The organism is Pseudomonas sp. P1_A1 (assembly GCF_056406935.1).
Window position 1 is genome coordinate 254,970 of record NZ_JBFTZE010000006.1, and the last position, 25,304, is coordinate 280,273.

22 protein-coding genes, 1 tRNA gene and 2 pseudogenes are annotated in these 25,304 nt (G+C 55.5%); 12 read left to right on the forward strand and 13 right to left on the reverse strand.

Annotated features, from left to right (window positions below; genetic code table 11):
- Positions 1-381: 381 nt before the first annotated feature.
- Positions 382-462: pseudogene (locus AC1D2Q_RS11765) on the forward strand (HU family DNA-binding protein); the annotation flags it as partial.
- 130 nt (positions 463-592) lie between these two features.
- On the opposite strand, the gene AC1D2Q_RS11770 reads toward AC1D2Q_RS11765, so the two are convergent.
- Positions 593-865, reverse strand: coding sequence for a LasR-specific antiactivator QslA (locus AC1D2Q_RS11770; protein WP_427544440.1), 273 nt, complete (start codon positions 863-865; stop codon positions 593-595).
- Between the two features lie 168 nt (positions 866-1,033).
- Here AC1D2Q_RS11770 and AC1D2Q_RS11775 point away from each other — a divergent pair, with 168 nt between their 5' ends.
- From AC1D2Q_RS11775 to AC1D2Q_RS11795, 5 genes are all read left to right on the forward strand, one after another.
- Positions 1,034-1,288 (forward strand): helix-turn-helix domain-containing protein, encoded by a 255-nt coding sequence (locus AC1D2Q_RS11775; protein WP_477813272.1) that lies wholly within the window; start codon positions 1,034-1,036, stop codon positions 1,286-1,288.
- Positions 1,289-1,393: 105 nt separating this feature from the next.
- The gene (locus AC1D2Q_RS11780; protein ID WP_477813273.1) at positions 1,394-2,350 is read left to right on the forward strand and encodes a TIGR03756 family integrating conjugative element protein; all 957 of its coding nucleotides are present in this window, start codon (positions 1,394-1,396) and stop codon (positions 2,348-2,350) included.
- Positions 2,347-3,729, forward strand: coding sequence for an integrating conjugative element protein (locus AC1D2Q_RS11785; protein WP_477813274.1), 1,383 nt, complete (start codon positions 2,347-2,349; stop codon positions 3,727-3,729). Before AC1D2Q_RS11780 ends, AC1D2Q_RS11785 begins: the two co-directional genes overlap by 4 nt.
- 3 nt (positions 3,730-3,732) lie before the next feature.
- Complete coding sequence (locus AC1D2Q_RS11790) at positions 3,733-4,041, forward strand: hypothetical protein (RefSeq protein ID WP_477813275.1); 309 nt, start codon at positions 3,733-3,735, stop codon at positions 4,039-4,041.
- Between the two features lie 10 nt (positions 4,042-4,051).
- Positions 4,052-5,590, forward strand: a complete 1,539-nt coding sequence (locus AC1D2Q_RS11795; protein WP_477813276.1) for a conjugal transfer protein TraG N-terminal domain-containing protein — start codon at positions 4,052-4,054, stop codon at positions 5,588-5,590.
- Here AC1D2Q_RS11795 and AC1D2Q_RS11800 read toward each other — a convergent pair.
- On the reverse strand, positions 5,583-5,990 hold the full coding sequence (locus tag AC1D2Q_RS11800) for a DUF3742 family protein (RefSeq protein ID WP_122419340.1): 408 nt from the start codon (positions 5,988-5,990) through the stop codon (positions 5,583-5,585). The two genes, AC1D2Q_RS11795 and AC1D2Q_RS11800, sit on opposite strands and share 8 nt — an antisense overlap.
- Positions 5,991-6,444: 454 nt before the next feature.
- Between AC1D2Q_RS11800 and AC1D2Q_RS11805 the strand changes: the two genes are divergently transcribed.
- Positions 6,445-6,783, forward strand: a complete 339-nt coding sequence (locus tag AC1D2Q_RS11805; protein WP_477813277.1) for a hypothetical protein — start codon at positions 6,445-6,447, stop codon at positions 6,781-6,783.
- A 125-nt stretch (positions 6,784-6,908) separates the two neighbouring features.
- A complete protein-coding gene (locus AC1D2Q_RS11810; protein ID WP_477813278.1) occupies positions 6,909-7,868 on the forward strand; it encodes an ArdC family protein in 960 nt (319 codons plus the stop codon).
- A gap of 129 nt (positions 7,869-7,997) precedes the next feature.
- Here the strand turns inward: AC1D2Q_RS11810 and AC1D2Q_RS11815 are convergent, their stop codons facing one another.
- Positions 7,998-8,195 (reverse strand): DUF7740 domain-containing protein, encoded by a 198-nt coding sequence (locus tag AC1D2Q_RS11815; protein WP_007901093.1) that lies wholly within the window; start codon positions 8,193-8,195, stop codon positions 7,998-8,000.
- Between the two features lie 223 nt (positions 8,196-8,418).
- On the opposite strand from AC1D2Q_RS11815, the gene mobH reads away from it, so the two are divergent.
- Positions 8,419-10,149, forward strand: a complete 1,731-nt coding sequence (mobH, locus tag AC1D2Q_RS11820; protein ID WP_477813279.1) for a MobH family relaxase — start codon at positions 8,419-8,421, stop codon at positions 10,147-10,149.
- 128 nt (positions 10,150-10,277) lie between these two features.
- Here the strand turns inward: mobH and tnpC are convergent.
- Positions 10,278-10,930, reverse strand: a pseudogene (gene tnpC / locus AC1D2Q_RS11825) (IS66 family transposase); the annotation flags it as partial.
- A gap of 245 nt (positions 10,931-11,175) precedes the next feature.
- On the opposite strand from tnpC, the gene AC1D2Q_RS11830 reads away from it, so the two are divergent.
- Positions 11,176-13,785, forward strand: coding sequence for an AAA family ATPase (locus AC1D2Q_RS11830; RefSeq protein ID WP_477813280.1), 2,610 nt, complete (start codon positions 11,176-11,178; stop codon positions 13,783-13,785).
- Between the two features lie 118 nt (positions 13,786-13,903).
- Here the strand turns inward: AC1D2Q_RS11830 and AC1D2Q_RS11835 are convergent, their stop codons facing one another.
- Both AC1D2Q_RS11835 and AC1D2Q_RS11840 read right to left on the reverse strand, forming a co-directional pair.
- Positions 13,904-14,770 carry a GIY-YIG nuclease family protein gene (locus tag AC1D2Q_RS11835; protein ID WP_477813281.1) on the reverse strand — a complete coding sequence of 289 codons (867 nt, stop codon included), beginning with the start codon at positions 14,768-14,770 and terminating at the stop codon, positions 13,904-13,906.
- Between the two features lie 482 nt (positions 14,771-15,252).
- Positions 15,253-16,419: a restriction endonuclease gene (locus AC1D2Q_RS11840; protein ID WP_163854410.1), complete on the reverse strand. Its 1,167-nt coding sequence runs from the start codon at positions 16,417-16,419 to the stop codon at positions 15,253-15,255.
- A gap of 265 nt (positions 16,420-16,684) precedes the next feature.
- Between AC1D2Q_RS11840 and AC1D2Q_RS11845 the strand changes: the two genes are divergently transcribed.
- Positions 16,685-17,305: a hypothetical protein gene (locus AC1D2Q_RS11845; RefSeq protein ID WP_477813282.1), complete on the forward strand. Its 621-nt coding sequence runs from the start codon at positions 16,685-16,687 to the stop codon at positions 17,303-17,305.
- The gene (locus AC1D2Q_RS11850) at positions 17,298-18,410 is read left to right on the forward strand and encodes a helix-turn-helix domain-containing protein (RefSeq protein ID WP_477813283.1); all 1,113 of its coding nucleotides are present in this window, start codon (positions 17,298-17,300) and stop codon (positions 18,408-18,410) included. The genes AC1D2Q_RS11845 and AC1D2Q_RS11850 overlap by 8 nt, the downstream gene beginning before the upstream one ends.
- Positions 18,411-18,519: 109 nt before the next feature.
- On the opposite strand, the gene AC1D2Q_RS11855 is transcribed toward AC1D2Q_RS11850, so the two are convergent.
- The 7 genes from AC1D2Q_RS11855 to AC1D2Q_RS11885 form a co-directional block, all read right to left on the reverse strand.
- Positions 18,520-20,361, reverse strand: coding sequence for a tyrosine-type recombinase/integrase (locus tag AC1D2Q_RS11855; protein ID WP_477813284.1), 1,842 nt, complete (start codon positions 20,359-20,361; stop codon positions 18,520-18,522).
- A 222-nt stretch (positions 20,362-20,583) separates the two neighbouring features.
- Positions 20,584-20,659 (reverse strand) — tRNA-Gly (locus AC1D2Q_RS11860).
- A 63-nt stretch (positions 20,660-20,722) separates the two neighbouring features.
- The gene (pgsA, locus tag AC1D2Q_RS11865; protein ID WP_007933765.1) at positions 20,723-21,283 is read right to left on the reverse strand and encodes a CDP-diacylglycerol--glycerol-3-phosphate 3-phosphatidyltransferase; all 561 of its coding nucleotides are present in this window, start codon (positions 21,281-21,283) and stop codon (positions 20,723-20,725) included.
- Positions 21,284-21,316: 33 nt separating this feature from the next.
- Positions 21,317-23,140, reverse strand: coding sequence for an excinuclease ABC subunit UvrC (gene uvrC / locus AC1D2Q_RS11870; protein ID WP_007933764.1), 1,824 nt, complete (start codon positions 23,138-23,140; stop codon positions 21,317-21,319).
- Between the two features lie 2 nt (positions 23,141-23,142).
- A complete protein-coding gene (gene gacA / locus AC1D2Q_RS11875) occupies positions 23,143-23,784 on the reverse strand; it encodes a response regulator transcription factor GacA (RefSeq protein WP_477813285.1) in 642 nt (213 codons plus the stop codon).
- A 127-nt stretch (positions 23,785-23,911) separates the two neighbouring features.
- A complete protein-coding gene (locus AC1D2Q_RS11880) occupies positions 23,912-24,355 on the reverse strand; it encodes a GNAT family N-acetyltransferase (protein ID WP_477813286.1) in 444 nt (147 codons plus the stop codon).
- Positions 24,356-25,114, reverse strand: a complete 759-nt coding sequence (locus tag AC1D2Q_RS11885; RefSeq protein WP_477813287.1) for a carbon-nitrogen hydrolase family protein — start codon at positions 25,112-25,114, stop codon at positions 24,356-24,358. It abuts the gene before it with no gap.
- Between the last annotated feature and the right edge of the window lie 190 nt (positions 25,115-25,304).

Sequence of the window (25,304 nt, forward strand, 5' to 3'; positions counted from 1 at the left end):
CCCAACTTTTCCTACCTTTTCGCTTTGCGTTTCAAGTCGTTGTCGCCGAACGACATTGAGCTTATGGCGCCCCCTGCCTCTAGTTGATATTGCGACATTACACCTACTTAACCACCTAAATACGTTGTTAATGACCACCTAATTATCGTCGAATTAACCAATCGGCTTTGAAATGGTGACTCACTGGGAGCGGCTCGGCGAGAGGAGCAACTCGTCTCAGCGTAATTGGGTGGACAGGCACAGCGCATAGATACTCAAATAAAAAGATCAAAACCTTCGCCAATTTCATTTAAAGTGAAAAAATCCCGAAAGGAATGGAATAACTTTCGTCAACCTACTGATTTATCGTAACCTTCTCTTCAACCGTACTGAAAATTCATGACTGGGGCCATCATCAAGATCGCAGCCGCGAAGACGCCTAGGTTCAAAGCCGGTAAGTCGCTGAAAGACGCGGTTAACTAGAAGCTGGTGGCGATTGCCCAATACCAACTCTGCGAGAGCGCTGGTATTGGGGCTTCGGCAGCCGAAACGCTTGCTGAACTCCGAGAGCCGTTCAAGCATGAGTATGAACGCGTCTTAAACGTCGTTTTTCTCAGCTTTGATTTGGGCTGGGTGAAACACTGCTTAGCCGCTGCTGAATCCTCAACAAGAATCCGGCTTCAAAGGCATCCTGGCAGTCACCGACAGGAAAGGTCTTGCGCGCTTGTGCCAACTCCCACCACAGTGGAATCTCGTCGGACGTATCGAGCCAAGCCTGGGCGCATTGCACACCACGTTCGATCATCGAGGCAAATTCGTTGCCCCAAGGTGTCAGAAGACTTGGGCAACCATCCGCCGCCGGAATTGAAATGTAGTTTTCGTCCATACACACCCTAGACTTTGATTTTTTGTTAGACGCTGGGCCCAGCTTCAAAAAGTTTAACGTCACCAAATGAATGCTCAATAACAGGCATGAGCATCAAATGGCCTAGATCAATACCAATGTAGACTATATCCCGTGGATTGAGAGTCCCTCAAAGCGCAATTTGCGCGCATGACTCAAGACTACGAACAGCTTCGTCTGCATCTGGCGGAAAACATCCGCTTGATGCGACGCGTGAAAAACCTTACCCAAGAGCAGCTCGCGCTCATGGCCGAGGTGGATCGCACCTACGTCAGTCAAATCGAACGATGCACGGGCAATCCGTCGCTGTTGGTCCTGTGCAAGCTCGCCAATATTTTCGAAATTACCGCAGATCAGTTACTTGTGGACCCCGACATCCTGCGCAGCGCCCTTCACGTCAAATAATAGTCTCACGTCTCACAAACCCGATAGACCCGCCTTCATAATTTCCACTGACAGTCTTCAGTCCCTAACCGAACCTGCCCAGGCCATACACCGAGAGCCTGGATCATGCCTGTTGCCTGCTCGTCAATCCCGCCCACAAAGCTACGGCCCTTGGCGCTGAGCGTCCTGCTGGCGTGCGGCCCAAGCATGGCGCTGGACACCGGCAGCATCACGTCCTCCGTGCTTTCTCCAAGCTGTCTCGACTACCGGATCGTCGGCATTTGTTTCTGGCTCCTCTGCACGCCCTTCGGCTGCACAGTCAAAACCTCGACCAAGGTTCGTCATTTCATTCCTGAGCTGGTGGTCTCGAGCTACGCCACCACCGGCAACAATCCCTGGACCGAGATGGCCACCCTCTCCGCTCCCATCAGTGGTGCGGAAGGTGGCGGTAACTTGATCACGCCAAACACCCAGCGCGACAACCTACCCCGCTTCAAGAACGTCGATGGCATCGGTCACCCCGCTGGCTGGATCGCAACACAACTGGCTTCGCAATCAGGCTACGCCTGCGCCAGCGGCGCTACTGCGTTCATGCCCTACTACCTGAGCACCTTGGACTCACTGGCCTGGCGTCATGGCATTCCGGAAAGTCTTTACCCCGAGTCGCTCATGCCGGGGATCCGTGAAATCGGTCGTCAGGCCTCAGGAAACATGTGGGGCAACGTTTATCCCCGGCAGGGTTTTCTGGTGCAGCCCGACGATTTCAAGGCGGCCGCCGTCATGGCGCAACGGGCCGGCGATGTGATTACCCGCAATCGGCAGCCGCATGCGTACTTACCACTCACGCCCGCCAAACGCGACGGCTACTGGCCGCCGGGTCCGATCGTTGAAAACGACGCTTCGACCCACAAATGGCAATTGCTCTACCCCCAGGTGCAGCCCACATGCGCCATCTTCCCCAGCGATCCGGTACAGAGCGCGGATGGCGGCTACGCCTGGTCACTGTGGCGGCCCTATAGCTGCTGCAAACGTGAGGGACAGACCTTCCTGTTCAGCATCGACTTCGAAGGAGGTGCTTCATGAGTCGACTTCGCGCGCGACCATGGTTGGGCGTGGTGAGTTTGTTGCTCTACGGACTGCTCACCATGGCCACTCATGCCCACGCCGCCGAGGGCGATTACCGCCTGGGTACTCAAGGCGAAGTACTCGACGACCGAGTGATGTACACCATTGGTGGCGGCTCGGCAGTCGGCTCACCGAGTTCGCTCTACCGACCCAGTGGTCTCGGTGTCGGCGGGTCCTGGCGAGCAAACATGATGTGCGGAAACATGAGCCTCACCAATACCCTGCAGAACCAGCTGAACGGCGCCACCGAAGGTTTCCAGCAGATCATGGGCAGCATTGTGCAGAACGCGACCCAAGCCGTGATGTCGCTGCCAGCATTGATCATCCAGCGCGCCAACCCCGGACTCTATGAGTTACTCAGCAACGGGGTGATGCAGGGGCGTATCGACTTCGACCGCTCCAAGCTGACCTGCCAGGCCATGGCCGAAAAGATGGCGGACAAGGTCGGTCAAGCCGGCTGGGGCGCGCTGGCTAAGAACCAAGAAATGCAGGGCAATCTGGAGCAAACCGGCGGTGATGCGGTGGCTGCGGTAAAAAATACCGAGACCCATAACGGCAACAATGGGGTGTCCTGGGTCGGCGGGCAGAAGGCTGGAGGTAGCGGGCAGACGCCCATCCGGGTGACCTCCGACGTAGTGCGCGCGGGCTACAACCTGCTGCATAACCGGACGGTGGACGACAGTGAGTCAATCAGTAGCAGCGACTGCTTAGGCGGCGCTATTTGCCAGACCTGGGCCTCGCCCCAAGAGGAAACCGAATGGGCTGTTCGCGTGTTGGGCGAGAGCGAAGTCGCGACCTGCGACACCTGCGAAACCCTGCGTGCGACCGCTGGCAGCGGATTGACGCCGCTGATCCAGGAGGCCTACAGCGAACGCCTCAAGGCCCTGCAAGGGTTGCTGTCCGGCTCTCTGCCGCCTACTTCTGACAATCTGGCTAAAGCCTCCAGCCCGATGCTGCCGGTGACCCGTGGTGTGATCGAAGCCCTGCGCGATGATCCCGACCAGGATCTGCTGGCACGGCGTCTGGCCAGCGAGACGGCCTTGTCCAGCGTACTCGACAAGGCGCTCCTGCTACTGCGTACGCTACTGGCGGGCAGCCACGAACCCAATATCGCCTCCGCCGAGCCAGCACAGAGCGCTTTGACGAAAAACATCGACGCCCTGGAGCGCGAAATACGCCTGCTGCAGACCGAACTGCAGGTCCGGCAGATGTTGGCCACCAACACCGCCAGCCTGGTGCTCGATCGGCATGCCGGTGGTGCCGATGCTTCGCGCACCGTCGAGCAAGGCGACCCGGAGCCGGGACGACTCAATGATGCTGACGCCAGGCGCAAGTGAGCCATGAAACGCTCACTCCTATTCACTTTGCTTTCAGGTCTGGGGATTGCCGCGGTGATGATCCTGAGCGCCGCACTGGTCGCCTGGATCGGCCGCACTGCGCTGGGCAGTTTCGAGGTCTGGCAGCAGGCATTCGAATCCGTACGGCCCTATCTGCGGTGGTGGCGCGTCCTGCTCTACGTCGCCCTCTTTGCGCTCTGGTGGGACCTGCTTCGGCGCTACCGACATCGACCACAGGATCGACTGCGCGTGCAGCGCATTTGGGCAATGGGGCTCGCACTCTTCATCTGCGTCGAGTTCACCCGATTGTGAGGTTGTCACCATGCTCATGAGCACCAACAGCTACCTGGAGTTTTACCTCTCCCTGCTGGCCTGGATCATCAACAACGGCCTCTGGAGTGTCCTGTCCGACACCGGGCTATTCGCCGCGCCCTTTGGTGCAATCATCTTGCAGGAATGGTTGTCGGCCCGTCAGCAAGGCGCGGATGAAGACAACAAGGGACTGCTCTCGGTGCCGCGGATCGAGAACCGGCTGTGGCTGGCCTACATCGTCGTCTTGTTCGGCTGCGCGCCTGTCTTTCCGTTGAGCCTCTCGTCAATGACATTCGATGATGTAGCGAGCCAGCGCTGCGGAGTCAGTGTGGCTAAGCCAGCAGAAACCGCCTGGGGGACGACCTTCAATACCATTGGCGAACGCTCTGCCAACGTGCCGATCTGGTGGTTTCTGGTGCATGCCTTGAGCAAAGGGGTAACCGCCGCGGCCACCGCCTCCATCCCCTGCGCACCGGATATCCGGCAGATGCGCATGGAGATCGACAGTTCGCGCATCGATAGCCAGGTGCTGCTGCAGGAAGTCACCGACTTCACCCGCGACTGCTATGGCTATTCCCGTTCTCGGTTGTTTACGAATCGCCCCCAGTTGGACAAGGCGCAAAGTCACGACGCGTCTTGGATCGGCTCAAGCTATTTTCTCGACACGCCCGGCTACTACGATACGGATCGTTCACGCACACCGCGCGTCAGCTGGCCGTATGACGAAAGCCGCGACATTTCATTACCGCGGCTGGAGAATGGCGCGGGCTACCCCACTTGCAAACAATGGTGGACTGACAGTGGTGTCGGCTTGCGCGAGCGTTTGATTGAGCAGGTCGATCCTTCACTGCTGACTCAGCTGAAAGGGTGGTTGGCTGGCCGCTCGAGCAACGAGATTGAGGACGCCACCCTGCGCGAGCTGGTCAGCCCGCGCCAGCAATCAATGTCCATGTCGCCCGGGCAGGTGTACCAGGACTATGGCTCCAGTGCCCGCGGCGGCTCGATCAATCAGGGCCTCAATAACCTGGCCACCAATACCGGATTGGCACTGGGATCCTTCAGTAATTTTCCCGCAATGAATGCGCTACGCGCCGCCCTGCCGATGGTGCAGGCTTTTCTGATCATGGGCGTCATCATCAGCTTGCCGCTGATTCTGTTGGTCAGTACCTACCAGTTGAAGACCGTCATGACGGTGACGTTTGCGTTGTTCACCTTGCACATGCTGAGCTTCTGGTGGGAACTGGCCCGCTGGGTCGACTCCAGCATGCTCGACACCTTGTACAACCAGGTTTCGGCGTCCAATCAGGTGCTGTTGTCGCTGCCCACATCCGGGCTTATGTATGGGACTGTCACCGCGCAGGTGATCGAGTACGTGATGGGGGCGATGTTCTTGGTGCTGCCTGGACTATTTTTGGTCGCCATGAGCTGGGCTGGCTACTCAATCGGCAACAGCCTTGAGGGGATGTTAGGAGGTGCAARCAAAGCCGCGCATGGAGCAGCGGGGAAAGGAACAGATCAGTTGATGGGTGCTACGAAGAAATTCATCTGACGTCATCAGATGATTTGAAATGACCTATGTAGTGGCCATTGTCATCGTAGTTGCCAAGATAGGAGTTAGCCCCAAGATAGTCTGGACCTGGATTATCCCCTTCAAGATCCGTGTCAATGACAACCTGGGACTGCAGAAAAGCAATCACAGCGATCATCACCACAACAGAAGCGACCAGCCAGAAACCGATAAAGAGCAGTCCCCCAACCAACGCCAACTTGGCAGTCAGAAAACACCCGCGAACAAGCAATTTACCTGCAGGCATACCTGCCGTCACCGCACGCTCAACCACGCGGGACTCAAACGTTTTCAACTTGCGATACCCGCGTTTTATCGACATGCCACAGGTATACGCCCAGCGGTGGGCACGTGAATTCCGAACAGGTTGCTGAGTCGGCATGGTCTCGCCCTCTTTTGAGCGTTTTCATGGTGAGACAGGAGTAACAGCCTACTACTGAAAACGGTCCGTGCCTGACCGTTTATCAGTTTGCCCAGCCGAAAAATCTTCACTGGAAGACAGAAGACAAGCCCCGTGAACCAGCTTCTCTACAGTGATTGACCCATATAAATCGTCCGGCTAAATACTAGGTACGGATCGCTGTTATCGACAGCACCCTGCCCAGGTAGCCAGAGCCTTCAAGGCTACGTCACTTTGGTGATGGTTCTCCCCAAGTGCGATTAGCGTTCGGTGGCTCGCACGGTGACCGTTGCTACGGTGATGAACGCCTACTGCTCTCCTGAGCGCCTTTCGAGCTTTGCTCGCCAGACAAACCTTCTTGTTTTTCTTCAACCCACTGCGGGGAAATCTTTCCCGCACGGGACAGGTTTCTTCGCGTTTTCAACGGAGACATACCATGCCCGACTCACTTACACCGGAAACACTGAACACCCTTCGGTTGCCCATCGTGTTCACTCCTAGCGCGTGGCAACGCGCAGTACTGCTCGAGCGCTCCGATCACGCTGTGAAGCTGCAGGTCGATCGGCTGAGCCACGTATTGCGCGCAGCCTTCGAGGCTCACCTGGCCTCTCCACACGAGCCCTTTGTGCTGTTCGAGGTAATCCACATTGAACCAACAGATCACTTAGACCACGACCCGTTGCTGCAATTGAGTCTCAGCCTACTCCAAGAACCGGGTCAGCCTGGCGCCTTGCTGATAGCGCTTGCAGGAGAGGCCAACGCTAAACGCAGATAACCGTACTCGGTACCCCGATCCACACTCAGACAGCATGCAAGACCCGCATCAATCCAACCATCACCCACCGGGGAACCCTCCCCGACGGGCAAGGCGTTCCTCCGTTTTCTCTCGAGGAAAATGCCATGCGCGATATCTACCAAGACGTGACTGACAAGATCGTTACCGCTTTGGATCAAGGCGTTGCCCCCTGGATCAAACCATGGTCCTCAAGTGGCTCAGCTTACATTGGTCATCAACCCTACCCCATCAACGCCATCACGCATCGTCCCTACTCGGGGATCAATTTACCGTTGCTCTGGGCCGAGGCCAGGTTGCAGGGGTTCACTCAAGATCGTTGGCTGACCTTCAACCAAGCCAAAAAAGCCGGTGGGCACATCCGTAAGGGTGAGCAAAGTGCCCTAGCTGTGCTCTACAAGCCGATGGAGCGCGAGGAACAGACGGAGTCAGGCCTCCCCGTACTCGACGAAAATGGTCAGCCCAAGGTCGCTTACTTCGGCATTCTCAGAACACATTTTCTGTTCAACATCGAGCAAACGGAGGGGCTCGAAATGCTCAATGAAACCCTGCTCGAAACGGAACAGACTGATCCCTTCCAGCCCAACAGCGCCGCGGAAAACCTGCTGTTAAGTTCAGGTGCACGCATCGTTCATCGACCTGCCGACGAAGCCTTTTACCATCCGATCAGGGATTTCATCCAACTGCCGACAAAAGCACAATTTCAAGATGAAGGCGGGTACTACGCCACGGCACTTCATGAGCTGACGCACTGGACCGGGCATCAAGCTCGGTTGCAGCGCGAAGGCCTGACGTCAGCCTGTACGTTCGGCTCGCCAGGCTACGCGTTTGAGGAGTTGGTCGCCGAGATGGGCGCTGCTTTTTTATGTGCCTACGCCGGTATACAGGGAGAGCTGCGGCACGAGGGCTACATCGACTCCTGGCTAGGCCTACTCCAGGCTGACAAACGCGCGATCTTTCGCGCCAGTGGTCAGGCCCGAAGCGCCTCGGAGTATGTATTCAACCTGGAGCAGCAACTGAAGCAGGTGGTAATGGATGACTCACGATGCATGAACGATGGAGTTTGATCGTTAACTCACCATTGCAATCGCATCACAGGGCCCAACGCGAGTTGGGCCCTTTTTTCTGCGCCCAGAAAACCCATGTCGCGGGACTCTGATGCAACGGGTCAAGGATGGGCGCACACCCGCAGCCTGTCATTCCGCATCCAGATTCTGCGCCAGAAAATCCACCAGCTCGAGCGGACTCCGGCTGTCGATTACCTTGTAGATCAGATCGCGTTTACTGCGCGGCAACTTCTTGACCACGCTCTTCGCCGAGGCCCGGACGGCTTCGTCAGTTCCATGGATACGTGCCGCGAGCAGCAGCACGAGCGTGGCGTCAGTGAGGTTCATGGCAAGACCCAAAAAATATGCACCGCAGTGTACCGACTCTTGTCTTTTCCGTACCAGCCCCCCAACAAAACGATGTCGAGCAGTATCCATATTCCGATTGCCGCACAAAGGGACACCAGCCAAAAGGACAGGTAAGGGTTAGAAGGGAATGGGGATTCAAGGGTAAGAGCCCTATCCGAAAAGGCTAAAAGGCCACTGACCCAGTCACTTCCCGGAGGTCACGATGCTCAGTCTGTTTCGCCACAAAAGGCAGAAGCCCCTTCCGCCACCGACCGTGAGCGTCGCCGAAGGTTACCTGCCCATCGAGTCGGCCCACAGCTTGTTAGCAGCGGAGCATCGCCGCCAGTTGCTCGATCGCATCTGGCAGTACACCGCCCTCTCCCACGCGCAGTTCATCCAGCTCTATTTAAATCCGATCCATCGCTACGCCGAACAAGTCCAGCAACTCCCGGCCAGTGAGACGCACCACCATGCGTATCTCGGCGGCATGCTCGACCATGGACTGGAACTGGTCGCCTGCAGTCTGAAACTGCGCCAGTCGTATCTGCTGCCCACCGGGGCCGCACCCGAAGACCAAGCCGCCCAGACTGATGCCTGGTCCGCCGGCATCGCTTATGGTGCCCTGCTGCATGACATCGGCAAGATTGCCGTGGACCTGCTGGTCGAACGCCAGGATGGCGGTGTTTGGCATCCTTGGCAGGGTTCCCTGGATCAGCCCTACCGGTTTCGTTACCTCAAAGGTCGTGACTACCACCTGCATGGCGCCGCCGCAGGTCTGCTCTACACCCAGATTCTCGACCGCCCGATCCTAGACTGGCTCAGTGGATTTCCGTCACTGTGGGCCAGCTTGCTGTATGTGCTGGCGGGTCAGTACGAACGTGCCGGTGTACTCGGCGAGTTGGTTATTCAAGCCGACCGCGTCTCCACCGCGCAGAACATCGGTGGCAACCCGAGCAAGGCGCTGCAAGCGCCGATTCATTCACTGCAACATCACTTGATCACAGGGCTACGTCACCTGGTTCAGCACGAGCTGAAACTCAACCAGCCGGGTGCCGCGGGATGGCTAACTCACGACGCTCTGTGGCTGGTCAGCAAGACGGTCACGGACAAGCTGCGAGCCTATCTGCTGTCGCAATCGATTGAGGGGATTCCGTCGTCCAACCTTGCCGTATTCGACGAACTGCAATCGCATGGATTGGTCGAGTCCACTCCGGAAGGCAAAGCCATCTGGACCGCGCTTATCGCGCAGGGCAACTGGCAGCAGAGCTTTACATTTCTGCGCATTCAACCAACGTTGATTTGGGGAAGCGAAGAACGGCCAGAAGCTTTCAGCGGAACAGTGAGCGTTGCAACCAATGACCACCAACCTGACGGTCCGCCATCCCCCTCACCGCCCACGGCAGTCAATACACGATCAACTCGAAGCCAATCGCAACCTGATTCACTAGTCATGGAAGATGACGACTATTTAGGAACGTTGCTGGACATGTTCGAAATAACAGAACCCGAAACCAATCGTTCACCTTTAGAAAGTGCTCACGAAATCTCAGATCCTGCTTCGGATAACTCTGGCCAGGTTTTCCTGAGTTGGGTCAAGGAAGGTATCCAGAGTCACAAGCTGATCATCAACGACAGCAAGGCCAAGGTGCACACGGTGAGTGGCCGCGTATTTCTGGTCACTCCTGGCATTTTTCAGCGCTATGTTCAGGAGTTTCCGGGCATATCAATGGGTGCCTATTACGAAGGTGAAGAATGGCGATGGGTGCAGAAACAGTTCGAGAGGCTGAAGACCCACAAAAAGCGCGACGATGGTTTGAATATCTGGCTCTGTCAGGTCGAAGGCCCCAGGAAGAAGGCAAAACTCAAAGGCTATCTTCTAGAAAACCCAGCACTCTTATTCGAAGCTGGGCCGGTACCTGCCGATAATCCTTTCCTTAAAGTGGAAAAAGCATAAACGTCCGAAGCCTCCCAAAAGAGCTCAACACGCAGAGTCAACGCTGGCACACCCGCCACTGAACGTTACTCTTGCCGCCTCTCAGTGGCCCATAATGTTCAATGATGAACTTGATGCAGTAAGCACCGCACAGCACCATTTTCCAGGTAGTGCGTCAGCGCTACCCAGCGTTTAATACTGTAATCCAGGGTCTTGGACGTAGCCGAGCCCTCGGGTACACGTTCGCGTTGGGCCGGCATCCACTCATGAAGTTTTTCAGCGATGGGCGCTGCTGTTTCCTGGCGTAATCGCCACCTGTCTTCGCCACTCATTTCCTTAGCGTGTCGCTCGACTTCGTACAGCCCGCCAATCGAGCGAAGCGCCTGCTCCGCCCACTGGCTTTTGTTCTCCACGTGCTGGTCGTAGAACTTGCGCCGAGCATGCGCCATACAGCCGATTTCGGTGATGCCCAACTCGAAGCTGGCCTTGTAGCCGGCGAGTCATCACAAATTAGCTTGTCGTTCCATGTGCCCAGGAAGTTACGCGCATGTTCGCCGACACAACTGGGGCTGAAGTCGTAGACCACAGCCTTGAGTGCCGAGAATGGCGTGCTGCTGTAGGCCCAGACCTAAGCGCGGTAGGTTTTCTTCTCTCCTGGAGCCAGCATTTGTACCGGTGTTTCATCAGCGTGGACTACGCGCTGGGCCAGCACTGCTTCGCGCAGCGCATCGACCAGCGACTGAAGCTGCACGCCGGTTTGACCCACCCACTGCGCCAGTGTCGAGCGCGGGATACCGACGCCATCATGCACCAGCACTTTCACACGGTTGGCCCGGCGGTTGGAAAGAGATCGGCGCAGTGCCGCTTCGCCGCACCGAATACCGCGACCACTCTGGCCAATGCGCTCTCCGTGCCGGCACGCCATATTACATTTCCGCCATCTGGGGCTTCCCATTGGAGTGTGGTACCAGCCCTACCCATGCTCAAGGCAATTCGCCAGCATTGGTCTATCCTTGCTTTCTCACGGTATTTCATGGAGAGGTCTCAATGACTGGCGTTCAAGAGTTGGGCGAGGAAGATGTACCTGTTGTTGACGCATTTGAAGGCTGGCTTGGCGAGAGAAACCGCTGGTTGCAAACAGCAGCCAAGAATCTCATTGAAACCAAAAAGCCTCCAACGGATGACCAGGTCGCGGAGCTGGCTCGGCTCTGTATCACCGAATCAAAAAAAGGAGAAGATCCTGGCTTCGGTACAGTGACACCCGGCTCTCTGGCTCTTGCCGCCAACCGCCCAGCCATTCGTATAGACGGCATAACAGATGTCTATGGGCTGAATGCGGTGAAATCAGGAGCAGCACTACCCTTTTGTGCTGGTAACATAACCGTTTTCTATGGCCAGAACGGCTCAGGAAAAAGTGGGTACGCACGACTACTCAAACAAGCTTGTGGCTCAAGATCAAAAGACGAGATTCACCCCAATGTGTTTGTCGAAGAGCCGGAGGCTTGCCGAGCGACTTTCCAAATCTCCGTAGGAGGACAGGTAGGAAAAATCCCGTGGACACTTGCAGATGGTGCGGACTCAAGGCTTCGCCACGCCCAGATTTTTGACTCCAAAACGGCTGCCCACTACATGGGTAAAAATGAGGCCAGCTACGAGCCTAGTCAAATGAGGTTCGTATCATCATTAATTGCCATATCAGACCGTGTTAACCAGCACCTGACAGCTTCGAAAAACGCCTTGGTCAGCACATTACCCCGATTTCCTGTAGACCTAGTAGCCACTGAAGAAAGTAGGTGGCTAGCAGGTCTGAAGCCGACAACCACCACGGCAACCATCGATAAAGCTTGTCAGTACACCCAAGAGCAAGATGCTGAGCGAATTGCTATCGAAGGTGCGCTGGCACAGAAAGACGTTGCAGGAAGACTGGCCTTAATTAACAAAGAAAAACTGGGACTGGTAACCGTAGAGCAGGCCACGAATCAATTCAAGGAAAAGCTCTCCGTCGAGGCGGCGCAGGCCATCGTGGGGGCTCACTCTGATGCAAAATTGAAGCGACAGGCTGCTCAGAAATTCTCTCAACAACTTTTTGCTGAAAGCCCACTTGAAGGGGTTGGTGAGACCACATGGCAGCAGCTGTGGACTCAAGCACGGCTGTTCTCTCAAACTCACGCCTATCCCGGACAACCATTCCCTGTTATCGGAGAAGGAGCCAGGTGTGTACTTTGTCAGCAGGATCTCAACGAGGATGCCAGCGAAAGACTACGGCACTTTGAGCAGTTCGTGACAGAGGGACTAGAGCTCGCCGCCAAGCAAGCAGAAGACAAGCATAAAGGGCTTATCCGTGCCCTACCTCAGTCGCCAAAAGAGCAAGATTGGTTGGCTCACATGGCTCTGCTCAAGCTGGAGCAACAGAAGGCCATTGACCTGCACATAGCCTTGGTTAAAAGGCGCAGCGATCTCGATACCGCAGACCAAATCGGAAGTGTTGCCGCATTCGACTGGTCACTGGTAAATCAAGCACTAGCCGAGCAAAACGAGTTATTGACCAACGAAGAGAAATCGCTGAACGATCTGTTGCAAGACGGCAAGCGGCGGCAGATGGAAGAGCGACTCCTTAGGCTGAAAGCCATGCAGTGGCTGTCGCAAAACAAGCCAATCATCTTGATTGAACGAGACCGGCTGCTGGCAGTTGATCAGTACGGAAAAGCAATTCGGCTGGCAGCGACAAATACTTTGACGACGAAGAACAATGAGCTGGCGAAATCTGAAGTGGAAGCTGGCTATCAGACACGCTTTGCTCAAGAACTCAAACTACTAGGCGGCTCAAGGCTCCCCGTAGCCCCTCAGAGCAAGACGGTCGGTAAGGGAAGAACGACTTTTGGGCTAGCGCTCGTTGGTGCAAAAGGAGCGCGTCCCCCGGAGCAGATTCTTAGTGAAGGTGAAACTCGGATTGTCGCGCTTTCGGCTTTCCTAGCGGACATAACCGGCTCAAACCAGGTAGCCCCATTCATCTTTGACGATCCTATCTCTTCACTTGACCAAGACTTTGAGGAACGGGTTGTCGCACGCCTCGTCGACCTTGCGCAGACCCGCCAAGTAATCATTTTCACTCACAGGTTGTCTCTGGTCACGCTGCTGGACAATGCCGTGAAAAAAATCAAAGAGCACCCGGATCTTCCGGACATAGTACATGAGGTTCAGACCCTTCGGCGCATGGACAAAATCTCCGGAATTCTGACCGGGCAAAGTGCTCGCGACTCAAAGCCCCAAAAAGCTATCAACAAGTTGCTGAATGAATCGTTACAAAAGCTCAAGAGGCATCAAGCAGAGGGCGAAGCGGAAAACTATGATCTTATGGCCAAAAGTGTCTGCAGCGATTTCCGAATAATCGTGGAGCGCACCGTGGAGGTGGTCATGCTAAACAGCGTCGTGCTGCGATTCCGTAGAGAAGTGATGACCAAAGGGCTTCTCAGGCAGGTCAGCAATGTCACCCAAGAAGATTGCGATCTGATCGATGATCTAATGACTAGGTATTCGGTATATGAGCACTCCCAAGCGGATGATCTTCCAGCCGTTCCACCTGAGTTGGCGCAACTTGAAGCTGACATGAGATCCCTTGCGGACTGGATGGAGGGATACTCAAAACGAGTTGCGTGATCCCGCTCACCTAAGTCAGTCATGAGAATAATTTCGTGGCTGACCATCCTGGGCAAATTTTAGGACTTTCAACCTGGGGATCCACTGCTCATCTGCAGCGACGACGATTACGTCTAGGTTATGGAACCCCCTTCACTCTCGAATAAGTATTCCCGCTGATGATGCTTTGGATTTGGTCGACTCTCGCCCCTGTTCTCTTAGCAATCTCTTGCGGGCAATGGCTGGTGGCTAAGTCACGAATGGCCGTGATTTGGAGTATTGAAAGGCGGTCTGAACGGCTGCATATCTGGGCGGCGGCCCAAGTCTCGTCCTGCCACCTGTCGGCGATAGTTATGGGAGGAAGGCTTTTCCCTTGATGGCCAGTGAGCCACGCATCCACGACACCGTCTCGCTCATCCGGTGTAGCAATTACTCCGTCATTGAGTATTGAATGTTCCCTAAGGTATCGGAGACCAGCCTTGCCACCTGGGATCATGTTGAGCCTTCGCTCATCATCCCAGTGTCCCTCGATCAAAAATTTCTCAGTGTTGTAGAGTTTATCCAGGTCGTCCGTGATCGCCATCACCTTATGATGGATGTAAGTAATCCTTCCCGCTTCCCTCTCCTCTCTAAATTTTTGATGAAAATGTAGATTGCTTCCCTTCTCCACTGCTCGAAGATGTTCAGCCCACCGGGTTTGCCATCGTCGCTTGGTTATCCCCACATAGAAGAAACCATCGTCGGGATAGGAATTACCCATTCCAAAAATGTGCTGATAAAGCGCGTACGCTTTGTCAGGCCATCGTTCGGGTGAGAGCAGGTAGTGTGCTGGAATGGTAAAAATAATGCTTGGAGCCTTGACTCCCGGAACGTGTGCTTCGAGTCGAAGTTCTTTGGCTGCACTGATCAGCGCCTCGTCGCTCACTATATCCAGCCGGATCAAAGGTCCTATAGCTATTTCGCCTTCAGCAAGAGGGCGCCCAGAAGCAAAGTCGCGCGCGCCCACGAACCTATGCCCAACCCTCACTGGTTGCTGGGGGACAATGAAAATTGGTCGGCTACCGAGAGCGACTAGGTGCACTACGGGAATAAGTTGGCCGGGAAGAAGCCTAAGTGCTTGTCCTGGGATTCGAGCAACCTTCAGCCAGTGGCGCCCATAATCAGTGTTACACCAGCCCGACAGTAGCTGCTCCACTTCAACTAATCGACGATGCATCGATTTGGGAGCCAAATGCTGCCACCAAAGGCGATTCAATCTTATCGTCACGCTCTGTGGCCTCTGAGTTAAGTTATGGGCGGTTTCCGCCTATGCGTGGTGATTCCTTGCTCTTAGGGGTCAAGCCAGCTTCTGACACCGACGTAAAAAATTAACTTGAGGGTAAAGATGATTCCTGGGCTCGCACGCGGTCAGCTTCCGGCGAACTAACCTAGCACCGTGTCACAACCCCGCCCTGCTGCTTATGTTGATGAACTCCAAAGGATCCATCTCTAGGCACTTTCTTCCTCTGCCTGGAAGACCTCGATGAGCTTCTGATTGTAGTCATCAAGGTAGCTTTGAAGCCCATCCCGGTCGATTAGCCGCACGCCCGCCGTGCTGGCCAACTCTTTCGCTGATTTCGTGTAGTAGGAGTTCGTGACGACCATGGCCTCGTCACACCCGTAGAAGGCTTTAGCAGAGATGGCCTGCTGCACAGCAGCATTGCCTACAGAGCCAGAGTAGTTCTTAGCCTGGATGACCATGTTTTTACCGAAGCGGGTAACAAAAAGGTCGGCGCCCTGATCAGCAGTCTTCTTGGTCTCTTTGACGTCATAGCCGATGGTCTGAAAGATCTCAACCAGAAAGGCTTCGAACTGAAATCCGTCCATGGCATCCACCAGGTACATGGTGATGAATTGGTTCGGATTGAAATGCTCCAGCTGAGACCCCAGTCGCTCGACGAGAATGTCGAAATAAATCTCCTCGCAGAGGCTCAGACCGTTTCGAAAAACCTGTAGTGAAAGAAGTGGTATGCCAGATGTGGAGGCAGCCTGGGGGTTGAATTGGACATTGGGAAAAGCAACATCATTTTCCCAAAGGTAGTAGTAGAACAGGGCCAAGTCAGACCTAAACGTTGTCCCGGCCTCTTCAATCCAAGAGCGCAAGGTGTCGGCCAGGTCAGCTCGAATGTGGCGGGTCAGCTCTCTCGAGAAACCCAGATAGACCGAGTTGAAGGCGGTTGTTTGCAGCAGCTTGTCCATGAGAGATGGAAGCCCTTCAAGCTCGTCAAAGCCTTTGCGAATCAAAACCTCCCTGAAAAGCTCCCTCTCGCTGTACACACCATCCAAGCGTGGGCCTGGCACGCCCGCGTCATCACTACTACTCGCACTCTCGCGGGTCGTGTGAATGAAATTTGTGAAGTATGGATGCTTCAACTCCGCATATTTTCTCAAGACGTTGTTCAGAAGATCGTTGAGCTGGGCTTGCTCTTTCTTCTTACCGAAGAAGTCTTGAATCAAGCCTTTGGATCGGTATTGAAAATCGGGGTAGAACGAAGGATCCAGCGGAGTGAGGTGCCGCAAAGTAAGCTCTGATGACGGCGAAACCTGGGAGCCCATGCACCATGGGCATGCCGTCTCGAAGGTAGTCCTGCTGCATCCATTGCATTGGTAAATCATTGTACCAACCCCTGTCCTAAGTCATCGCGCGGGCTCGCACGTAATCTTGCAGCGAACATAGCTCAGTGCCATCTGCGCGTCCATTGAGACTACCCTGGGCAAGCAATTCGTCCTCATTCAAATCTCTTAACTGCTAATGAAAGCCAGCTATCACGGCCGGAGTAGTCTCAGTACGCCAACGCCCCGAGTGGTTGACAACCAATAGAAAATGCACAAAAATGGCGGTTGACACTACTTAATATTTGCACGCTTTTCGGAGAGCCGAATGCCAGAATTCCAGCATCCAAGCGAGCTTGAGCCTAAGCTCAGCCGAGCCCACCTCGATGTCGTTTTCAATAATCTCTTGGACGCTGCGTATAAGGCACTGGAAGCCACTTCGACAGACGATGACACCAATTGGACACGAGGCGTTTTTCCTTATGGGCGCATCCATGGTCGCTTCATACGTCTTCAACGTGAGGGTAACCTCTCTTGGTTTCGGCTCGTCAACAAAACACTGGATTACACGGTCAGCGTCAATGGAGTTTTGATGCAGTTCGTGACTGATGACCCTGACCTACGCAAGAAAGGATATCGTTTACAGAAGAACCAAGTTGAGCGATATCACGACAGCCTTCTCGGGCCAGCCAACGATGGCAACCTCACTTGGCGGGTATACGTAGATAGTGACCGCAACCCTGATGGGCCGACCCTGACAGTCTCAATCCTGGGTTTCGACACGAACCGGAATGTAATCTGCAAATGGGTTCACAACTACGAGCCTCTGGTCTCGGTTCGCACGACCGCACTGTCGCCAGTCGTTGAGATTGTTGACTCGCTACCAATCCGTCGCGACAAAGACGCCGCACAGACAGAAATGAAAGATACTGACTCGAAAGATGAATAACACGACAGGCCTTCTGCCTTGGGGTGACGAGTTTTCACCCGACAAGCTCCGCCTCGCCAGGTGTGCGGCGGGGCGATCCCTTGCTGAGATTGGTGAGCTACTTGGCGTTACCAGGCAGTACGCGCACAAACTTGAGGTCAACGCGATACCCTCCCCCAATCAACTGGAGCGGCTTTGCGAAGTCCTGCGTGTTGAAGAAAACTTTTTCTTTGCCCCCCGAAAAAGTGGCGTCGAGCTAGAGCAATGCCATTTTCGGAGCGTTCGAACTTCGACCCTAACTCTCAAAAAAACCATCGCCGCCCAAGTGGAAATGTTCGAGTTGTTGGTTGATGAGCTGGACAAAGAGGTCGCATTTCCTATCTTGGACTTCGCTGCCCTTGATGAACCTGTCACCGGTGCAGGCAAGATTGAATTAGTAGCAGAGCGATTTCGCAGGGAACAAGGATTAGGCTTAGGCCCACTCTCGAATGTGACAAAGTTAGCAGAGAAGATTGGCGTTCTGGTGGTCAACCTTGCAGATGCTGATGACCGAGTTGATGCTTTTTCTCTCTTTAACAAGCGCCCTTTAATTGTTCGCAATACATCCAAGGCCAACCCTGGAAGGCAACGGTTTGACCTGGCTCATGAGCTCGGCCATCTAGTCATGCACCAAGGGATCGAGACAGGGTGTCGTGAAACTGAGGAACAAGCCAACCAGTTCGCCAGCGCACTCTTGATGCCACGAGCAAGCTTCGCAGCCGAATTCCCAACTATGAGAGGGAAGTACCTAAACTGGACAGCGCTCAAAGAGCTAAAGCTTCGTTGGAAAGTTAGCTTCAAGGCATTAATCTATCGGGCTCGTGCGTTGGATCTGCTAACTGCCGATCAAGCGAAGAGCGGCTTTACCTACCTCGCGCGTAAAGGGTTTACGAAAAGCGAAGAGTTTGACGAGTTGATTCCGATGGAGTCCCCCCTCCTCGTTCAGCGCGCAATCGACTTACTGGACTATACGACTTGGAATCGTGTGCTTGCTGCTRCCGGCTTGAGCACGGAGATGGTGAAGAATCAGTTCATGTTAAACGTACCTATCGCCCCTTTACGGTTAGTGAACAATGCCCAACGCTAGGCCTCCGCCGCACCTCAGGCATCGTGATGTCCACGCATTCAGGGTGTGCCCGAGCTAGATAGTCCCAAGCAAGCAGCGACATCCGTTATCGCAGCACGAAGACAGCATCTCAGCTTGAACTCAGCGCACTGCAAACGATTCGTGCGGTCCCGTCGAAATTTGCCATATTGAGCACATCGATTGGCGCGCGACCTTTTAATCGCTCATGAGGCTTACAAAGGGCGCCATAAAGCCTCCACGCATCGACATCCGGAAATTGCGCTAACGCCGCAAGCACCAACTTGTGCCGCAGTGGATCAAGCTGCCAATCGGGAATACGCTGACCGCGATTCCCGAGGCTCAGAGACAGTAGGCGCCGAGCCTTGATATCGCGGTTGATCTGATCTCTGGATTTGCCTGCCAATTTGGCGAAGACAAGCAGCGGCAGATTACTCGAAGCTTCATAGGTGGCGAGCATCTCGGCGCGCTGACGTTGTATGTCTGATACTTGGGGTTCGCGCAGCTGTTCAGTCTGCGTTGGAGCTGGTAGGACCGGTGAATACGGAGCCGCGTTAAGGACCGGTTCGTTGCTGACGGATGTTTTGGAGGCTGAGACCGTCGTCGCTGGGAAGCCACTGCCGTACAGAACGGCGTTTGTGTTCGCGTTTTCCAACGAAGGTAACGAAGCTGCACCCTCTAAACGAATGGTAAGCGGAGAACTTGCCGCTTTCAGCTGGCCCTGCCCCCACAGATCCAGACGGTTCGCCCAATCCTGCATCATGGTCCGGCGCTGCTCCACGTATTCCGCGTGATTGTAGGCCGCACTCACCTTGTCCGGGTCGGCATGAGAAAGCTGGGCATCCACCCACACCTTCGGATATCCGATCTCGTTCAGCGCCGTCGAGATCGTTGCCCTCATCCCATGACCGGTGAGTTGATCGGCATACCCCATCCGACGTAACGCGCCATTCAGCGTGTTCTCACTGATACGCTTGCTCAGGTCGCTTCGATGCGCAAACAAGTAGCACTGTGCGGGGACAACCTGGTCCAGCAAGTGACGCACGATCTCCAGCGCCTGAACCGACAGCGGGACAATGTAGGGCGGTACATTTTGAATCTGCTTACCTGGCTTTCGCATGGCTAGCTGGAGCTGTTTCACCACCTCCGCCGGTATGACCCACAACCGCTTTTCCAGATCGAACTGGTCAGGTGTAGCCAACCGCAACTCGCCCGTGCGGACGCCGGTCAGCAGCAACAACCGAAGGCCAAGCCGAGTTTGGTTGGCGCCACCGTAGTTTCGAAGAGCAGCCATCAATGCCGGGAGCTCGTCCATGCGAAGAAATGGATTATGCGTAACCGGAGGTTTGGGGAGTGCAACTACGTCAAGGTCTGACGCTGGGTTGTGCTCCAGCCCCTCGATCTTCACCAGCGCATAGCGGAACAATTGGTTGAACCAAGTCCGGCATTTTTCGGCTGTCGTTAAGGCCTTGCGCTGTTCGATCCTGCTCAGCAAATCCAACAGATCGTGACGATTGATATCGTAGATAGAACGCCCACCCAGTATAGGCAGGACGTCTTTACTGAAGATCCTCAAAATCTGCGAGAGCGTGCTCTGTCGCCCTTCCTTCAGGCTTAGCCTGCGGAACTCCACCCACTGATTGAACACGGCCTCGAAGGTGTGCTCCTTCGCAGCATGAACAGCAAGTCGCTGTTGTTTGCGATGCTCATAGGGGTTGATGCCCTGGGCAACCAAGGCGCGCGCATCGTCACGTCGTGTACGGGCTTCTTTGAGGGAGATTTGTGGGTAACAACCCAAGGACATGCGCTTCTGCTTGCCTGCCCAGTAATAACGGAAGAGCCAGACTCTTCCGCCTCTGGCCGTCACATTGAGCGTGAGACCATCACTGTCACCGAGGGTGTAGTCGTTACCGGTGATTCGGGCATGCCGAACTGTCATTTCTGAGAGTGCCATCGCGAGCTCCTGAACAGAGTCAGGGCCAGATGCTCATCTCACTACACAATCTGCTCCAGCATTAAACCGATTCAGTGCTCGTCAGAATCCTGGACTCAATTCTGGACTTAAACGCACCGGATAGTGCTGGATTTCAGTAGTTCCCGCTGGAACGAAAAAAGGGCCTAAAGGCCCTTATTTCAATCACTTACAGAATTCAGTGGAACTCTGTAGCGCAATATTTGGAGCGGGAAACGAGACTCGAACTCGCGACCCCGACCTTGGCAAGGTCGTGCTCTACCAACTGAGCTATTCCCGCGTCTTGGTGAGGCGCATTCTATAGAATCCAGATGCCCCGTCAACCCCTTGATTCAAAAAAGTTTTATTTCTTTTCCACATCCGTCTTCAGATGCGGCCAGGCGGCCCGCAAGTATTGGACCATGGACCACAAGGTCAGGCCAGCGGACACCATCAGCAAAGCGTAGCCCATCAGGACCCAGAAGCTGAAGTCCGACGGATTGGCCAGCAGGATCACCAGCGCCAGCATTTGCGCGGCGGTTTTCCATTTGCCCAGGTTCGATACCGCCACATGGGCACGGGCGCCGAGTTCGGCCATCCACTCGCGCAGTGCTGAAACGACGATTTCGCGACCGATGATGACGGCGGCCGGCAGTGTGAGCCACAGGTTGCCGTGTTCTTGCACCAGCAGCACCAGCGCAACGGCGACCATCAGCTTGTCCGCAACAGGATCGAGGAAAGCCCCGAACGGTGTGCTTTGTTCCAGACGTCGGGCGAGATACCCGTCCAGCCAGTCGGTCGCGGCGGCAAAGGCAAAAACCGAAGCCGACGCCAGATAGCTCCAGTGGTAAGGCAAGTAAAACAGCAAAATGAAGATCGGGATGAGCAGGACGCGTAGAACGGTAATCAGATTAGGGATATTCATCGACACAACTGGCTACGAGGTGAGTTGGGCATTCTACTCGCTGTGCAGATTTGCATAAATCAACTCTGCGAGCTTTTTACTGATCCCGGGTGCTTTGGCGATCTCTTCGATGCTGGCACGAGACAGCTCCTGCAATCCACCAAAATGTTTCAACAAATCCCGTCGACGTGTCGGTCCGACACCGGCAACCCCCTCAAGCGTCGAGGTGCGGCGAGTCTTTCCGCGCCGTGCACGGTGCCCGGTGATGGCGAAACGGTGAGCTTCGTCGCGGATCTGCTGGATCAAATGCAGCGCGGGGGAATCACCGCGCAAGGTGAATTCGTGGGCCGCGTCGTTGAGGTACAAGGTTTCGAAACCGGCCTTGCGCGTCGCCCCCTTGGCCACGCCCAGCAGAATCAGGTCGGGCACGGCCAGCTCATTGAGCACGTCACGGGCCATCGACAGCTGACCTTTACCGCCGTCGACCAGCAGAATGTCCGGCAACTTGCCCTCCCCGTCCTTCAACTTGCTGAAGCGTCGGGTCAGGGCCTGGTGCATCGCGGCATAGTCGTCGCCTGGCGTGACGCCTTCGATGTTGTAGCGGCGGTAGTCGGACTTGATCGGGCCTTCCGGGCCAAACACCACGCACGACGCCACGGTGGCCTCGCCACTGGAATGACTGATGTCGTAGCACTCAAGACGTTGCGGCGGCTCGTCCAGGCTTAGCACTTCGGCCAGGGCATCGAAACGCGCCGCGACGTGTTGCCGGTTCGCCAGACGTGCGCCCAGTGCTTGCTCGGCATTGGTGACCGCCAATTGCTGCCAGCGCGCTCGGGTGCCCCGTACACGATGACTGATGGTCAGTTCACGACCGCGCAGCTCTTCAATGGCTGCAATCAGGGTCGGAAAGTCTTCGTGAACCACGTTGACGATCAGCTCGCTCGGCAAGTCGCGCTCGGGACTGCTGATGAAGTACTGGCCGAGAAACGCCGCCATGACTTCGGAAACATCTTCTTCAATACCCACCTGCGGGAAGAAGTTCTTGCTCCCCAACACCCGGCCGCCGCGTACGCTGATCAAGTGCACACAGGCGCCACCCGGATTGACGAACGCTGCGATCACATCGACATCGCCCGTCCCGCCTTCCATGCTCTGCTGGTCCTGGACCCGCCGCAGCAATGAAATCTGGTCGCGCAATTCGGCGGCACGTTCGAACTCCAGATTGACCGCCGCTTCCTCCATGGCCGCGGACAACTCGTCCGCCAACGCATTGCTGCGCCCCTCAAGAAACATCACCGAGTGGCGAACGTCTTCGGCATACACCTCAGGCTCCACCAGGCCGACACACGGCGCCTTGCAGCGCTTGATCTGGTATTGCAGACAAGGTCGCGTGCGGTTCTTGTAATAGCTGTCTTCACACTGACGAACAAAAAAAGCCTTTTGCAGCAGGCTCAGGCTTTCGCGTATCGCTCCTGCGCTGGGGTAAGGGCCGAAATATTTGCCCTTGGCCTTTTTCGCTCCGCGATGGATGCTCAAGCGCGGGAACTGGCCATCCGAGAGAAAGACATAAGGGTAGGATTTGTCGTCGCGCAGCAGGATGTTGTACGGCGGGCGCCATTCCTTGATCAGCGTCTGCTCGAGCAGCAAGGCCTCGGTTTCGTTGGCCGTGATGGTGGTTTCGACCTGGGCGATACGGCCTACCAGCGCGGCGGTCTTGGGGGCCAGACCGGTTTTGCGGAAGTAGCTCGCCAAACGCTTCTTGAGATTCTTGGCTTTGCCGACATAAAGCAGACGGGCATCGCTGTCGAACATGCGATAGACACCCGGCCGCCCACTGACCGTCGACAGAAAAGCACTTGGATCGAAAGTTTCAGTCATTTTCAGAGGCTGGCATCAACCATGCCGTGACGAACCGCCAACAGCGTCAACTCGACATCGCTGCTGATCGAAAGCTTTTCGAAAATACGGTAACGGTAGGTATTCAMTGTTTTTGGCGACAGGCACAGTTTGTCGGAGATGATCTGTACCTTCTGACAGCCGACAATCATCAACGCAATCTGGATTTCCCGCTCAGACAAGGCGTCGAACGGCGAATCGTTGGTTGGCTGGAACGACTTGATCGCCAGTTGCTGGGCAATTTGCGGGCTGATATAGCGTTGCCCGGCAAACACCAGGCGAATGGCCTGGACCATTTCCGGCAGTCCGGCGCCCTTGGTCAGGTAGCCTGCGGCACCTGCCTGTAACAAGCGGGTTGGAAACGGATCTTCTTCGCACACGGTGACCGCGACGACTTTGATGTCGGGATGACTGCGCAATAATTTGCGCGTGGCTTCAAGACCGCCGATCCCGGGCATCTTGACGTCCATCAGCACCACATCGGGTTTCAACTCACGCGCTTTGAGCAGGGATTCCTCTCCCGACTCGGCCTGACCGACTACTTGCAGGCCATCGATGTCAGCCAGCATTCGTGTAATGCCTGTACGAACGAGATCATGGTCATCGACTACTAGCACCCTAATCAAGCAGACACCTCGCGATTTGGTCTTATTGGGTTGCCGGACACCTTAGCAAAAAGCGACTGGCAGACCTAGCGGAAAGCAGCATATAAAAAGTGTCAATTCTTCTGGCGAGGCTTGCTGGCAGTGTGTTTCAGCGATGCAGTCCATTGATATCACGCTGCATTCTCAGGAAACACTGGTCCTTGCCGACCACCTTCAGTCCTTTTCTCTCGTAAAGTATTTTTGCCGGATTATTTTCAAATACGGTCAGACGCAATGCCGGGCGCCGTTCCTTGCAGGCCATGGCGTATACCTGATCGATCACCCAGGAGCCGGCGCCCTGCCCCCGGTACGCTTCAAGTAAATGCAATTCGCGGATATACAAGGCGCTGGCGTCACGGCTCAGGCTGACATACCCCATCAGCGTGTCATCACGCACAATCAGCCAGTTTTCGCGTCCCTCCCAAGCAACATCGAAAGCCTCGTCCAGCCACAACAGTTCATGTTGAATGTAGTAGCGCAGCATATTTCGACAAGTCAGGTCACGCGCGAAGTCCAGGTCACGAGACGTTGCCGGGCGCAATTCAAACCCCATTCAAGCCTCCGCGACAGCCACGATTTGCCCCTTCCAGCCGTCAGCATTGCGACGAGCAACCACCATGAGATTCCCCGTCCCCGGTGCCGCCGCAACCAACGAGCCGTCCGCCGCCCAGATTGCACTACGCCCTGCCGACTCCCAGCCACCTGTTGCGCCACCATGGTTGGCCATCAGTACCGCCATCGAGTGGGTGCGAGCATAACCTTGCAACAGTGCGGTATCTGGAGCGTAGCCGCTTTCTGTGATCAACACGCCCGCGGCATAAAGATCAGCGCCCTGCCGTGCCGCGGCGGCTGCATGACTGGCGTGAGAAAAATCGGCGCATACCGCCAACGCGACGGTGTCGGTGCCGATCTTCAATGTCGAACCGCCTGTTCCCGGGGCAAATGCCATCTCCTCCCCTGAGTGCAAATGCTGCTTGCTGTAGATTTCGAGCGAACCATCGGCCCCCAACATCAGGGCACCGATCAACACCGGCGAATCGTCCGACAGACGAATCGGCATCCCGACGACACTGGTCACACCGACCTCCCGCGCGAAATCGCGTAGAGGTTGCAGCACCCTGGCGTCTGGCGCGATGGCCAGCTCCGCTGCCAGACCGCGCTCGTAGCCGGTCAGCGACAGTTCTGGAAACACCAGCAATTGCACGCCCTGCTCCGCGGCAACCTGCATGAAGCGCAGATGCCGGGCAATATTGGCGGCAAGATCACCGGCGACGGAGATCGATTGTGCGGCGGCGATGGTCAGTGTCGTCATGGTTCGTCCTTGTGACGTTGATGGTTTGGGCGCCGGTTACACGCCGCCCGTTGCGTAAAGTGTGTCACAACTCCCGACGTACCCAACCGATAGAAACGCCCCGTGATGCCCGATAGCATTTTCTGATTGAATCCGCGTACCGGCCTCTAGTAAGCTCGGCTCATTCATCGGAGACAGACCATGTTCAACG